This window comes from Actinosynnema pretiosum (assembly GCF_024171695.1).
Classification (GTDB): domain Bacteria; phylum Actinomycetota; class Actinomycetes; order Mycobacteriales; family Pseudonocardiaceae; genus Actinosynnema; species Actinosynnema pretiosum.
This window is the reverse complement of the sequence record NZ_JAMTCF010000027.1, coordinates 93,994-107,683: the sequence shown is the minus strand read 5'-3', so window position 1 is coordinate 107,683 and position 13,690 is coordinate 93,994. Positions and strand designations below refer to the sequence as shown.

General features: G+C 70.1%; 14 protein-coding genes. 13 read left to right on the top strand and 1 reads right to left on the bottom strand.

Going from position 1 to position 13,690, the window contains the following annotated elements; genetic code table 11:
- On the bottom strand, nucleotides 1-227 hold a 227-nt coding region (locus tag LV78_RS37240), incomplete at its 3' end, for a hypothetical protein (RefSeq protein ID WP_253850903.1).
- Between the two features lie 449 nt (nucleotides 228-676).
- Here LV78_RS37240 and lpdA point away from each other — a divergent pair.
- The 13 genes from lpdA (at nucleotide 677) to atpD (ending at nucleotide 13,476) form a co-directional block, all read left to right on the top strand.
- Nucleotides 677-2,062, top strand: coding sequence for a dihydrolipoyl dehydrogenase (gene lpdA, locus LV78_RS37235; RefSeq protein WP_253850902.1), 1,386 nt, complete (start codon nucleotides 677-679; stop codon nucleotides 2,060-2,062).
- A gap of 19 nt (nucleotides 2,063-2,081) precedes the next feature.
- Nucleotides 2,082-2,948: a peptide chain release factor N(5)-glutamine methyltransferase gene (gene prmC, locus LV78_RS37230; protein ID WP_253850901.1), complete on the top strand. Its 867-nt coding sequence runs from the start codon at nucleotides 2,082-2,084 to the stop codon at nucleotides 2,946-2,948.
- An 830-nt stretch (nucleotides 2,949-3,778) separates the two neighbouring features.
- Entirely contained in the window at nucleotides 3,779-4,429 is a 651-nt protein-coding gene (locus LV78_RS37225) for an L-threonylcarbamoyladenylate synthase (RefSeq protein ID WP_253850900.1), read from the top strand.
- Nucleotides 4,430-4,500: 71 nt separating this feature from the next.
- The gene (locus LV78_RS37220) at nucleotides 4,501-5,670 is read left to right on the top strand and encodes a glycosyltransferase family 4 protein (protein ID WP_015804836.1); all 1,170 of its coding nucleotides are present in this window, start codon (nucleotides 4,501-4,503) and stop codon (nucleotides 5,668-5,670) included.
- 469 nt (nucleotides 5,671-6,139) lie between these two features.
- The gene (locus LV78_RS37215; RefSeq protein WP_041837137.1) at nucleotides 6,140-6,577 is read left to right on the top strand and encodes a Cg1360 family ATP-synthase-associated protein; all 438 of its coding nucleotides are present in this window, start codon (nucleotides 6,140-6,142) and stop codon (nucleotides 6,575-6,577) included.
- Nucleotides 6,578-6,624: 47 nt separating this feature from the next.
- Nucleotides 6,625-6,834, top strand: a complete 210-nt coding sequence (locus LV78_RS37210) for an AtpZ/AtpI family protein (RefSeq protein ID WP_015804834.1) — start codon at nucleotides 6,625-6,627, stop codon at nucleotides 6,832-6,834.
- Nucleotides 6,835-6,865: 31 nt separating this feature from the next.
- The gene (gene atpB, locus LV78_RS37205) at nucleotides 6,866-7,663 is read left to right on the top strand and encodes a F0F1 ATP synthase subunit A (RefSeq protein WP_253850899.1); all 798 of its coding nucleotides are present in this window, start codon (nucleotides 6,866-6,868) and stop codon (nucleotides 7,661-7,663) included.
- A gap of 89 nt (nucleotides 7,664-7,752) precedes the next feature.
- Nucleotides 7,753-7,974, top strand: coding sequence for an ATP synthase F0 subunit C (locus tag LV78_RS37200; protein WP_015804832.1), 222 nt, complete (start codon nucleotides 7,753-7,755; stop codon nucleotides 7,972-7,974).
- A 31-nt stretch (nucleotides 7,975-8,005) separates the two neighbouring features.
- On the top strand, nucleotides 8,006-8,554 hold the full coding sequence (locus tag LV78_RS37195; protein ID WP_253850898.1) for a F0F1 ATP synthase subunit B: 549 nt from the start codon (nucleotides 8,006-8,008) through the stop codon (nucleotides 8,552-8,554).
- Between the two features lie 8 nt (nucleotides 8,555-8,562).
- Entirely contained in the window at nucleotides 8,563-9,390 is an 828-nt protein-coding gene (locus LV78_RS37190; protein ID WP_253850897.1) for a F0F1 ATP synthase subunit delta, read from the top strand.
- 64 nt (nucleotides 9,391-9,454) lie between these two features.
- A complete protein-coding gene (gene atpA, locus LV78_RS37185; protein ID WP_253850896.1) occupies nucleotides 9,455-11,101 on the top strand; it encodes a F0F1 ATP synthase subunit alpha in 1,647 nt (548 codons plus the stop codon).
- Between the two features lie 7 nt (nucleotides 11,102-11,108).
- Complete coding sequence (locus LV78_RS37180) at nucleotides 11,109-12,047, top strand: F0F1 ATP synthase subunit gamma (RefSeq protein WP_253850895.1); 939 nt, start codon at nucleotides 11,109-11,111, stop codon at nucleotides 12,045-12,047.
- On the top strand, nucleotides 12,040-13,476 hold the full coding sequence (gene atpD, locus LV78_RS37175; protein ID WP_015804827.1) for a F0F1 ATP synthase subunit beta: 1,437 nt from the start codon (nucleotides 12,040-12,042) through the stop codon (nucleotides 13,474-13,476). The genes LV78_RS37180 and atpD overlap by 8 nt, the downstream gene beginning before the upstream one ends.
- Nucleotides 13,477-13,690: the final 214 nt, after the last annotated feature.

The following is a 13,690-nucleotide window of genomic DNA, read 5'->3' as shown; positions in this document are numbered from 1 at the left end:
CCGCAGCCCGCAGCCCGCAGCCCGCAGCCCGCAGCCCGCAGCCCGCAGCCCGCAGCCCGCAGCCCGCAGCCCGCAGCCCGCAGCCCGCAGCCCGCCGCGCCTGACCGCAGCCCGCCGCGCCTGACCGCCCGCCGTGAGCTGCCCGCCGTGAGTCGCCCACCGCCTGCCTGCCTGCCTGCCTGCCGCGAGCTGCCCGCCGCCAGCCAGCCCGTCGCCAGCCCGCCCACCGCCAGCCAGCCTGCCGTGAGCCGCCCGCCCGTGAGCCGCCTGCCAACCGCCGCTTGCCCGCGAGCCGCCAGTTGCCAGTCGCGAGCCGTCAGCCGCCGCCTCTGCGCCCCTGTCCGTTCGGCTCCGCCCCGCCCCCGTCCCAGCTCCTCCACCCCCCGCCGTCCACCGCCCTCAGGCCCGTTTCCCCGCCCTTCCCAACTGCCCCCTCCAGCCCTCTCCAAGCCCTCTCCCCACCCTCCCCACACCCCCGCCACCAAAGGCGGACGCGCCCCCTCCCCGGTCACACGCAGCTACCGTTCAGCCCACCAACCACCACACCCCCGCCCCCACCCTCCCCACCCCAGCGACACCCGTACCGGCCACTCCCGTGGCCGGGTGTGGGCGGGGCCACCGGGGTCTCACCCCTGACCCGGCGAACGCCCACCGTCACCGCACTAATCTGTGCGGCATGAGCGCACACTTTGACGTCGTGGTCCTCGGTGCTGGGCCCGGCGGGTACGTCGCCGCCATCCGCGCGGCTCAGCTGGGGCTGAAGACCGCGGTCGTCGAGGAGAAGTACTGGGGCGGGGTGTGCCTCAACGTCGGGTGCATCCCCTCCAAGGCGCTCCTGCGCAACGCCGAGCTGGCCCACCTGTTCACGCACGAGCAGAAGACCTTCGGCATCCAGGTCGACGGCACGGTGAAGTTCGACTACGGCGCTGCCTTCCAGCGCAGCCGCAAGGTCGCGGACGGGCGCGTCAAGGGCGTGCACTTCCTGATGAAGAAGAACGGCATCACCGAGTACAACGGCCGGGGCACCTTCACCGACGCCAACACCATCGAGGTCAACGGCGAGTCGATCACCTTCGGGCACGCCATCATCGCCGCGGGCGCCACCACCCGCCTGCTGCCGAACACCGAGCTCTCCGAGCGCGTCGTCACCTACGAGGAGCAGATCCTCACCGAGGACCTCCCCGAGAGCATCATCATCGCGGGCGCGGGCGCCATCGGCGTCGAGTTCGGCTACGTGCTGCACAACTACGGCGTCAAGGTCACCATCGTCGAGTTCCTCGACCGGATGGTGCCGCTGGAGGACGTCGAGGTCTCCACCGAGCTGGCCAAGCGCTACAAGCGCATGGGCGTCGACGTGCGCACCGGCACCCGCGTCGAGTCCATCGACGACTCCGGCGCCAAGGTCCGCGTCACCGTCTCCAAGGGCGGCAAGGAGGAGGTGCTCGAAGCCGACAAGGTCATGCAGGCCATCGGCTTCCAGCCGCGCGTCGAGGGCTACGGCCTGGAGTCGACCGGCGTGGCGCTGACCGAGCGCGGCGCGATCGCGGTCGACGAGCGCGGGCGCACCAACGTGCCGCACATCTACGCCATCGGTGACGTCACCGCGAAGCTCATGCTCGCGCACGCCGCCGAGTCCATGGGCATCATCGCCGCCGAGACCATCGCGGGCGCGGAGACCATGGAGCTGGACTTCCCGATGATCCCGCGCGCGACGTTCTGCCAGCCGCAGATCGCCAGCTTCGGCTGGACCGAGGCGCAGGCCCGCGAGAAGGGCTTCGACGTCCAGGTCGCCAAGTTCCCGTTCACCGCGAACGGCAAGGCGCACGGCATCGGCGACTCCAGCGGCTTCGTCAAGCTGATCAGCGACGGCAAGCACGGCGAGCTGCTCGGCGCCCACATGATCGGCCCGGACGTCACCGAGCTGCTGCCCGAGCTGACCCTGGCCCAGCAGTGGGACCTGACCGTGCACGAGGTGGCGCGCAACGTCCACGCCCACCCGACGCTGAGCGAGGCCGTCAAGGAAGCGGTGCACGGCCTGGCCGGGCACATGATCAACTTCTGATCGGCCTACAGTTCCGAGCATGAACCGACACCCGCTGCGGCCCGCGCTGATCGAGGCCGAGCGCCTGCTGGCCGCGGCGGGTGTCGACAGCCCGCGCACCGACGCGCACCTGCTCGCCGCGCACCTGCTGGGCGTGCCGCCGAGCAAGCTCGTGCTCACGCCCATGGTCGAACCGCGCGTGCTGGACGAGCTGGGCGCGCTCGTGGCGAAGCGGGCCACCCGCGTCCCGCTCCAGCACCTGACCGGCGAGGCGCACCTGTGGGGCGTCGACCTCGCGGTCGGGCCCGGCGTGTTCATCCCGCGCCCGGAGACCGAGCTGCTGGTGGAGTGGGCGCTGAACGCCGTGCGCGGCGCCGAGCGGCCCGTCGTGGTCGACCTGTGCACGGGGTCCGGCGCGCTGGCGCTGAGCATCGCCCACCACCGCCCGGACGCGGTCGTGCACGCGGTGGAGAAGGACCCGACCGCCCTGTCCTGGGCCCGCCGCAACGCGGACGCCCGCAGCGCGGCGGGCGACACCCCGATCCGCCTGCACCACGGCGACGTGACCGCGCCGGGCGTGCTGTCCGACCTGGACGGCGCGGTGGACCTGGTGGTGTGCAACCCGCCGTACGTGCCGGACGCCACCGAGGTCCAGCCGGAGGTGGCCGACCACGACCCGCGCGCGGCGGTCTTCGGCGGCCCGGACGGGCTCGACGTCATCCGCCACGTGGTGACCCTGGCGGCCCGGCTGCTCAAGCCCGGCGGCCACGTGGCGATCGAGCACGACGACACCCACGGCGAGGCCGTGCCCGCCCTCCTGGCCACCCGCAAGGTCCTCACCGACGCGACCCCGCACCGCGACCTGGCGGGCCGCTCCCGCTTCGCGACCGCCCGCCGGACCGGCTGACCGTCCATCGGACAGGTTGACCGGCCGTCGTACCGGCCGCCCGCTGGACGGGCTGACCGGTCGCCCGCCGCACCGGCCACTCACTGGACCCGTTGAGCACTCGCTGCATCGGCTGACCAGCCGCCCGCTGGACCTGCTGAGCGCCCGTGAGCGGGGCCGGACCACCGTGTTCCGAGGGAGAGGGCGCGGGACGGTGCGGGCAACCGCGAACCGGACAACGGCGGTGCGGGTGCGAGTGGCCGGAAGCGGAATCCATGCGCGCCGTGCATGGGCCTGCCCCTCATCCGCGCCTCGAACCGGGCACGCCCGGAGGCCGATCCGGGCCGGTGCCCAGGGGAAAGCGCTTGCTGCGGCCAGGACGACGCCCCCGGCCCGGTCGGGTTAACCCGTCAGGCGCATGAACCTCCCCGCGACCGCCGCATGTTCTCCATCCGCTACCGGCATCCGCTGAATGAGGGTCATGCACCCGGTGCATGAAATGGCTTCCGTGCGCGGAACGTGCGCTGGTCAGCGGTCCACCGTGGAGCCCGGCGCCCCGATCCGCCCGCTCGAACCCCCGCCCCGACCATGCACCGGGTGGATGGTGATCCGGCTGCCGGATGAGCTGAATTCCGCCCACGTCGCGGTTCCCACCCGCCACCGCGTCCTCCGGCGCAGCCCGCCACCCCGCCCCGTCCATCACTCCCCGCCTGGTCCCCACCCCCACTCCCCGTCACCACCCCGGCCCTCCGCGCTCCGCCACCCCTACCCACCTGCGTGGTAGGACGACATTTCGGGTGGGTGCGGAGGCTGACGGCCGTCACTCCACGCGCTGTGCCAGGATTCCTCGGGTGAGTACGGTCTACGACTGCCGAGTTCAGGACGACCGGGTGGCGGGTCTCGCCGCCGCCGCCGGAGCGGTCCGCTCGGGCAGGCTCGTCGTCCTCCCCACCGACACCGTCTACGGCATCGGCTGCGACGCTTTCGACGCTGCCGCCGTGCGGTCGCTGCTCGCCGCGAAGGGGCGCGGGCCCGACATGCCCGTCCCGGTGCTGGTCGGCTCCTGGACCACGATCGACGGCCTCGTGCTGTCGGTGCCGCGCCAGGCCCGCTCGCTGATCGAGGCGTTCTGGCCGGGAGGGCTGTCGCTGGTGCTGCACCACGCGCCCTCGCTGGCCTGGGACCTCGGGCAGACCAGGGGCACCGTGATGCTGCGCATGCCGCTGCACCCCGTCGCGCTCGAACTGCTGCGCGACGTCGGCCCGATGGCCGTCTCCAGCGCCAACAAGTCCGGCTTCCCGCCCGCCTCCAGCGCCGCCCAGGCGCGCGAGCAGCTGGGCGAGGACGTGCAGGTCTACCTGGACGGCGGGCCCTCCGGCGAGAACGTGGCCTCCACGATCGTCGACCTCACCGGGGCGGACCCGCTGGTGCTGCGCGAGGGCGCGGTCCCGGTCGCCGACATCTCCTCGGTGCTCGGCGTCGAAGTCGAGGTCGCGCGCTAGTGGATCTTCAGCAGCCGAGTAGCGTGGTGGGTCCAGTGTCCGAACCGGAATCCCCGAGGGGATAGCCTCCCGTGGGCCAGTTGCCTGCCGCGTCCAACGTCCTCCCGGTCCGGGAGTACCTGCTCGTCGCGCTCACCGCCGCAGTGGTGACCTTCCTCCTCGTCGGACTGGTCCGCGCGCTCGCGTTCCGGATCGGCGCGGTCGCCCACCCCCGAACACGCGACGTCCACGTCAAGCCGATGCCCCGCATGGGCGGCCTGGCCATGTACGGCGGCGTGCTCGGCGGGATGATGCTCGCCCACCAGCTGCCGGTGCTGCGCTCAGCCTTCGACTTCTCCTACGACCCCTACGCCGTCGTCCTCGGCGGCGGCATCATCGTGCTGGTCGGCATAGTCGACGACCGGTTCGAGCTCGACTCGCTCACCAAGCTCGCCGGCCAGGTGACGGCGGCGGGCGTGCTCGTCCTCTACGGCCTCCAGTGGTTCGTGTTCTGGGTGCCGTGGGGCGACGACGGCTCCGGCACCGGCTCGCTGCTGGTGCTCGACCAGAACCAGGGGGCGCTGCTGAGCGTGCTGCTCGCCGTCACGATGATCAACGCGATGAACTTCGTGGACGGCCTCGACGGCCTCGCCGCGGGCATCGGGCTGATCGCCGCCGCCGCGACCTGCGCGTTCTCCATCGGCGGCGTCCTCGCCAACAACGAGGGCGACGTCGGCGCCTACCCGCCCGCGCTGATCGCCGCGTGCCTGGCGGGCGCGTGCCTCGGCTTCCTTCCGCACAACTTCAACCCGGCCCGGATCTTCATGGGCGACTCGGGTTCGATGCTGATCGGCCTGATGCTCGCCGCCGCGACCACCTCGGCGTCGGGCAAGCTCAACTACGAGTCGCTGAACGCCAGCGACGTGCTCGGCCTGATGTCGCCCCTGCTGGTCGTCGCCGCGGTGCTGTTCGTGCCGCTGCTCGACCTGCTGATGGCGATCGTCCGGCGCACCCGCAAGGGGCAGAGCCCGTTCTCGGCGGACAAGATGCACCTGCACCACCGGCTGCTCCAGATCGGCCACTCCCAGCGCCGCGCCGTCCTGCTGATCTACTTGTGGGCCGGGCTGCTGGCGTTCGGCGCGGTCTCCCTGACCGTGTTCGACACCGGCGTGGTCGCCTGGTGCTTCCTCATCGGGCTGCTGCTCGCGTTCTTCATCTCGGCGGTGCCGAGACTTCGCGAGTCGCGCAAGAACCGAGCGTGACGGTGGGTCGCCCGATCGGGCGGCCCACCGTTCCACTTTCCGGGAAGAATGTGGACATCCGCGACGCGGGAACACCCTCCGCGACAAGATCGTCCGCCGGATCGCGCGGCCGGGACCGCAGGCCGCCACCCCGCCACCCCGCCCCTGAGCAGCCGGTACCGCCCGGTTCCGCTCGGCGGCGGGGTTTTCCGCATTACCGGCGCATTACCCTCCGGAACCGCGCGCATTACCCTGTGAAAACGCTGTCGGATCACCCCGGAACCATTCCTGGGAAACACACCTTCGGGTAGCCTCGAACGTACGCGGGACCCGCCGCGAAAAATGTCCCAGGAGGACGCGCCACCGCAGCGCCACCCGAAGTTCGCCCACTGTTCGCCCAGATCAGCGCCAGGCACCCGGCGCACCGTCCGGGTGAGGTCTAAAGCACACCCGGTGAGTGTCGGCGGGGGCGGGCAGCCACAATGGTGGGGTGACGCGACTCCTCGACGCCGCTGACGTAGCGCGCAAAGCGCTTCGCCAGTCCGCCCTCGTGCTCGCCCCGGTGGTGGTGATCGCCGCGCTCGTCGGCTGGTTCACCGCGGGCCGGGAAGGGCTGTGGGGCGCGCTCCTCGGCGCCGGGATCGCCGGTGGCTTCCTGCTCATCACCCTGCTGACGGTGCTGCTGACGGCCAAGGCCTCGCCGACCGTCACCGGCGGGGCGATGATGGGTGGTTGGCTACTCAAGGTGATCGTCCTGCTCGTCGCACTCGCCCTGTTGAAGGACGCGACGTTCTACTCCAAACCGGTGTTCGGCGCCGTCGTGATGATCGCGGTCGTCGTCGTCCTGGCCTCGGAGACCTGGGTCGTGGTCAAGGCCCGGATGCTGTACTTCAACCCCTCCAGCACTGGTCAGGGCGATGCGCGTTAACCCCCCGTGTGCAGACCTGGGACCACCGGTTGGTAGGGTGCGCGTAGATGAGTGACAAGTCAGACAAACCACCCCCAAGGGGTGACGGTGCTGTCTGGTCGATCATCGGCACGCTGGTGTCCGGCCCCGCGGTGTGGGGCGGTATCGGCTTCCTAATCGACAAGACCACCGAGAGCCAGATCTTCACTCCGATCGGGCTAACGGTGGGCTTTGTCACGGGGTTCTACATCGTCTATGTACGCCACGGTCAGGGCTGAGGAAGTGCCGGCCGCGACGCAGGGAGACCAGTTGGACACCTTGGTGCTTGCCGAGGGTGGGGAGTTCCACAAGCCGGCGATCGAAGAGTTCTTCCCGCCTGCCCTGCTGTTTGAAGGCACGCCGTTCGAGCTCGACCGGGTCATGCTGATCCGCATCCTGATGACGGTCCTCCTCGCGGCGTTCTTCCTGATCGCCATGCGCAGGCCCAAGCTCGTCCCGAGGGGCATCCAGAACCTCGGCGAGATGGCGCTGGACTTCGTCCGCATCAACATCGCCGAGGACGTCCTCGGCAAGGAGAACGGCAAGCGGTTCCTGCCGCTCCTGACGACCTTCTTCTTCCTGATCTGGGCGACGAACCTCTCCGGGATCATCCCGTTCCTGAACATGCCGAGCACGGCCCGCATCGGGCTCCCGCTCGCGCTCGCGGTGGTCGCCTACCTGGCGTTCAACTACGCGGGCATCAAGGCGCAGGGTGTCGGCGGCTACCTCAAGTCGAACCTGTTCCCGCCGGGGGTTCCCAAGCCGCTCTACGTTCTGGTGACGCCCATCGAGCTCGTCTCGGTGTTCCTCATCCGTCCCGGAACGCTGATGATCCGCCTCATGGCGAACATGCTCGCCGGGCACATGGCGCTGGTCCTGTTCTTCAGCGCCGCGTGGTACCTGATGTTCCAGGCCGGGGACCTGGTCCTGGCGCCGGCAGGCTTCCTGTCGCTCGTCATGGGCCTGATGTTCACCCTGTTCGAGCTGATGGTGCAGTTCCTCCAGGCGTACATCTTCACCCTGCTCACCGCCGTCTACATCGACGGTGCGCTCCACGCGGAGCACTGAGACCCACCGAGATCCGGGGACACCCAGGGTCTTGGACGACCCGCGCCACCGAGAACCGGCGCGGGCCAACCGGAAAGGGAACGACAGAAATGATCCTTGCTGAGGTCGCAGGCAACCTCAACGCCGTCGGCTACGGCATCGCCACGATCGGCCCCGGCATCGGTGTCGCTTTCGTCGCGGGCAAGACCGTCGAGGCCATGGCCCGTCAGCCCGAGATGGCTGGCCAGCTGCGCACCACGATGATCCTGGGCATCGCGTTCACCGAGGCCCTGGCCCTGCTGGGCCTGGTCGCCGGCTTCCTCTTCAGCTGATCGACCGGACCCAGACAAGGCGGTGACCACCATGACCGAACCGCTGATCCTGGCGGCCGAGGGGCCCGTTAACCCCCTCATCCCGGCCGTCTACGACATCGTGTGGTCCGCGGTCTGCTTGGCGATCATCGGCTTCGTCTTCTGGAAGAAGGTGCTACCGCTCTTCCAGAAGGTGCTGGCCGAGCGCACCGAGAAGATCGAGGGCGGTATCGCCAGGGCCGAGGCCGCTCAGGCCGAGGCTTCTCGCAAGCTGGAGGAGTACAAGGAGCAGCTCGCCGAGGCTCGCGCCGAGGCGGCCCGCATCCGTGACGACGCGCGGGCCGAGGGCCAGCAGATCGTCGAGGAGATGCGGGACCGGGCGCAGGCGGAGTACGACCGCATCGTCGCCCACGGCCACAACGAGCTCGACGCGCACCGCGCCCGCATCGTCTCCGAGCTGCGGGCCGACCTCGGCCGCGTGGCCGTCGACCTCGCGGGCAAGGTCGTCGGCGAGTCGCTGGAGGACCAGGCGCTGCGCCGCGGCACCGTGGACCGCTTCCTCAACGAGCTGGACGCCGCAGCGGCGCCCGCGGCGAAGTAGGGGAGTCCATGACGCTGCACGCCGCTAGTCGCGAAGCTCTGGCAGCCGCTGAACTGCGGCTGCTGGAGCTGGTCGAGGGCGCCCAGGGCGCCACCGGCCCGTCCGCGCTGGGGCAGGAGCTGTTCTCCGTGGTGGGTCTGCTGAGCGCGCAGCCGCAGCTGCGGCGCGCGTTCGGCGACGCCTCGTCCGATCCCGCGGGCAGGGAGCGCCTCCTGCGCTCCCTGCTGGCGGGCAAGGTCGCGGACGCCACGCTGGACGTCCTCGTCACGGCGGTCACCGCCAAGTGGTCGAGCCCGCGCGAGCTGGTGGACGGGGTCGAGTCGCTGGCTCGCACCGCGCTGCTGGTGCACGCGGAGCGCGACGGCAGGCTCGACGCCGTCGAGGACGAGCTGTTCCGCCTCGGCCGCATCGTCGCCGGGAACTCCGAGCTGGAGCGGGTCCTCACCGACCCGGCCGGTTCGCCCGACGGCAAGCTCGCCCTGCTGAACGGCCTCATCAGGGGCAAGGTCGAGAAGGTGACCGAGGCACTGGTCACCCAGCTCGTCCAGCTCCCCAGGGGCCTCGGCGTGGTCAACGGCCTGACCCTCCTGGCGGGCCTCGCGGCCAAGCGCCGCGAGCGCTCGGTCGCCCACGTCCGCTCGGCGGTCGAGCTGACCGCGGACCAGCAGGACCGCCTCGCGGCCTCGCTGACCCGCATCTACTCACGACCGATCGCACTGCACGTCGAGGTCGATGCCTCGCTCGTCGGCGGCCTGGTCATCAAGATCGGTGACGAGGTCATCGACGGGAGCGTCGCAGGTCGCCTGGCGGCACTCCGCCGCGACCTCGCAGGCTGACCCGAACCCGGAACCGCGGCTTGCCCAGCCCCTTTCCCATGAACGAAGTGAGAGCAGGAACGACATGGCGGAGCTGACGATCTCGTCGGACGAGATCCGCAGTGCGATCGAGAAGTACGTCTCGAGCTACTCCCCGGAGGTCAACCGGGAAGAGGTCGGTGTCGTCGCCGAGACCTACGACGGCATCGCCATCGTCGAGGGTCTGCCCGGCACGATGACCAACGAGCTGCTGGAGTTCCCCGGCGGCGTCCTCGGAGTGGCGCTCAACCTGGAGGTCCGCGAGATCGGCGCGGTCATCCTCGGTGACTTCGACAAGATCGAGGAGGGCCAGGAGGTCAAGCGCACCGGCCAGGTCCTCTCGGTCCCGGTCGGCGACGGCTTCCTCGGCCGGGTGGTCAACCCCCTCGGCCAGCCCATCGACGGTCTCGGCGACGTCGTCGCCGACGACAACCGCGCCCTGGAGCTCCAGGCCGCGACGGTGCTCCAGCGCCAGCCCGTGGGCGAGCCGATGCAGACCGGCATCAAGGCCATCGACTCGATGACCCCCATCGGCCGCGGCCAGCGCCAGCTGATCATCGGCGACCGCAAGACCGGCAAGACCGCGGTCTGCATCGACACGATCATCAACCAGAAGAAGGCGTGGGAGAGCGGCGACCCGCAGCAGCAGGTCCGCTGCGTCTACGTCGCCATCGGCCAGAAGGGCTCCACCATCGCGGGCGTCAAGTCCGCGCTGGAGGAGGCCGGGGCCCTGGAGTACACCACCATCGTGGCGGCTCCCGCGTCCGACTCGGCGGGCTTCAAGTGGCTGGCGCCGTACACCGGCTCCGCCATCGGCCAGCACTGGATGTACGAGGGCAAGCACGTCCTCATCATCTTCGACGACCTCACCAAGCAGGCCGAGGCGTACCGCGCGATCTCGCTGCTGCTGCGCCGCCCGCCGGGCCGCGAGGCCTACCCCGGTGACGTCTTCTACTTGCACTCGCGCCTGCTGGAGCGCTGCGCGAAGCTGTCCGACGAGCTCGGCGGCGGTTCGATGACCGGTCTTCCGATCATCGAGACCAAGGCGAACGACGTGTCGGCGTACATCCCGACCAACGTCATCTCCATCACCGACGGCCAGTGCTTCCTGGAGTCGGACCTGTTCAACGCCGGTGTGCGCCCGGCCGTCAACGTGGGCATCTCGGTGTCCCGCGTCGGTGGCGCCGCGCAGACCAAGGCGATGAAGACGGTCTCCGGCTCGCTGCGCCTGGACCTGTCCCAGTTCCGCGAGCTGGAGGCGTTCTCCGCCTTCGCCTCGGACCTGGACGCCGCCTCGCGCGCCCAGCTGGACCGAGGCGCCCGCCTGGTCGAGCTGCTCAAGCAGGGCCAGTACTCGCCGGTCCCGATGGAGGAGCAGGTCGTCTCCATCTACCTCGGCACCAAGGGCCACTTCGACTCGGTCGCCATCGGCGACGTGCGTCGCTTCGAGGGCGAGTTCCTGGACCACCTGCGTCGCAACCACGACGTGGTGCTGTCCTCGATCCGCGACACGAAGAAGCTGTCGGACGACGCGGAGAAGGGCATCGTGGACGCGGTCAACGCGTTCAAGAAGCAGTTCACCGCCACCGGTGGCGCGCCGGTCGTGAACGAGGCCGCCGCAGAAGCCATGGCCGCCGACAAGGTCGGACAGGAGTCGGTGAAGACCAGCCGATCCGCTCCGACCGAGAAGTGACGTAGGCATGGCGGCACAGATTCGGGAGCTTCGCCAGCGGATCCGCTCGGTCAACTCGACCAAGAAGATCACCAAGGCGTACGAGCTCATCGCGACCTCGCGACTGGCCAAGGCCCAGTCGCGGGTCGCGGCGTCGCGCCCGTACGCGGACGAGATCACCCACGTGCTGCGCGCTCTCGCCGAGGGCGCCTCCAGCCTGGACCACCCGCTGCTGGAGGCTCGCAAGAACCCCCGGCGCGCGGGCGTCCTCATCGTCACCAGCGACAAGGGCATGTGCGGCGGCTACAACGCCAACGTGCTCAAGGCCGCCGAGGAGCTCTTCGCCCTCCTGCGCTCGGAGGGCAAGGAGCCGGTGCTCTTCGTCGCCGGGCGCAAGGGGGCGGGGTACTACAACTTCCGCCGCCGCGCGATCGCGGGCGAGTGGAGCGGCTTCTCGCAGGCGCCGAACTACGTGAACGCCTCCGAGGCGGGCGACGCGCTCGTCACGGCGTTCATGGCGGGCAGCGACGACGAGGGCGACGAGCCGGGGCCGGACGGCGTGCTGGGCGTTGACGAGCTGCACGTCGTCTACACCGAGTTCAAGTCCATGCTCAGCCAGCAGCCGGTGGCCAAGCGGATCGCCCCGCTCACCGTCGAGTACGACGCGGAGCCGCACGAGGGGCTGCACGCGTCGTACGAGTTCGAGCCGGACGCGGACAGCCTGCTGGACGCGCTGCTCCCCAAGTACATCAAGACCAGGCTGTTCTCCGCGCTGCTGGAGGCCGCCGCGTCCGAGTCGGCTGCTCGGCGGACCGCGATGAAGGCGGCGACTGACAACGCCTCCGAGCTGGTCCGCAACCTGAGCCGCCAGGCGAACGCGGCCCGCCAGGCCCAGATCACCCAGGAGATCAGCGAGATCGTCGGTGGCGCCTCCGCGCTTACCGGTGGCGCAGGAAGTGATGAGTGACATGAGTGCTACTGCCACCACCACCCGCACCGGCCGTGTGGTCCGGGTGATCGGCGCGGTCGTCGACGTGGAGTTCCCGCGCGACGCCGTGCCCGAGCTGTTCAACGCCTGCCACGCCGAGATCACCTACGAGGCCGTGGCCAAGACGCTGACCCTGGAGGTCGCCCAGCACCTGGGTGACAACCTGGTCCGCACGATCTCCATGCAGCCGACCGACGGCCTCGTCCGCGGCGCCCCGGTGACCGACTCCGGCAAGGCCATCTCGGTCCCCGTCGGCGACGTCGTCAAGGGCCACGTGTTCAACGCGCTCGGCGACTGCCTCGACAGCCCCGGCCTCGGCCGCGACGGCGAGCAGTGGGGCATCCACCGCAAGGCGCCGTCGTTCGACCAGCTCGAGGGCAAGACCGAGATCCTGGAAACGGGCATCAAGGTCATCGACCTGCTGACCCCGTACGTCAAGGGCGGCAAGATCGGCCTGTTCGGCGGCGCGGGCGTGGGCAAGACGGTGCTCATCCAGGAGATGATCACCCGTATCGCCCGCGAGTTCTCCGGCACGTCGGTGTTCGCCGGCGTCGGCGAGCGCACCCGTGAGGGCACGGACCTCCTCCTGGAGATGGAGGAGATGGGCGTGCTCGGCGACACCGCGCTCGTCTTCGGCCAGATGGACGAGCCGCCCGGCACCCGCATGCGCGTCGCGCTCTCGGCTCTGACGATGGCGGAGTACTTCCGCGACGTCCAGAACCAGGACGTGCTGCTGTTCATCGACAACATCTTCCGGTTCACCCAGGCGGGTTCCGAGGTGTCGACCCTGCTGGGCCGCATGCCGTCCGCCGTGGGCTACCAGCCGACGCTGGCCGACGAGATGGGTGAGCTGCAGGAGCGGATCACGTCGACCCGAGGCAAGTCGATCACCTCGCTGCAGGCGATCTACGTGCCCGCGGACGACTACACCGACCCGGCGCCCGCCACCACCTTCGCCCACCTGGACGCGACGACGGAGCTCTCCCGTCCGATCTCCCAGAAGGGCATCTACCCGGCCGTCGACCCGCTGTCGTCGTCGTCTCGGATCCTCGAGCCGTCGATCGTCGGCGAGGAGCACTACCGGGTCGCCCAGGAGGTGAAGCGCATCCTGCAGAAGTACAAGGAGCTGCAGGACATCATCGCCATCCTCGGCATGGACGAGCTCTCCGAGGAGGACAAGGTCCTCGTCGGTCGCGCGCGTCGCCTGGAGCGCTTCCTCGGCCAGAACTTCATCGTGGCCGAGAAGTTCACCGGTCAGCCCGGCTCCTTCGTGCCGATCAAGGACACGATCGAGGCGTTCGACCGCGTGTGCAAGGGCGAGTTCGACCACCTGCCCGAGCAGGCGTTCTTCTCCTGCGGCGGGTTGGACGACGTCGAGGCCAACGCCAAGAAGCTCGCGGGCAACTGAGCTCCGCCCGCTGGTTCTCGCTGAGAGGGCCGTCCCTTCGGGGGCGGTCCTCTTCGCTTTTCCCCGGTCGTTCCCGAGGTGAGGGCCCCTCGTTCGTGTGACGCACTCCACTGCGTGACGTCACTGGCCGGGCGGTCGGGGCCTTATGGGTGCTATTCGTTTTTCCAGTGGAATCGCGGTGGTGCGGGGCTGGTCCGGCGGTGTCGACGTTTGC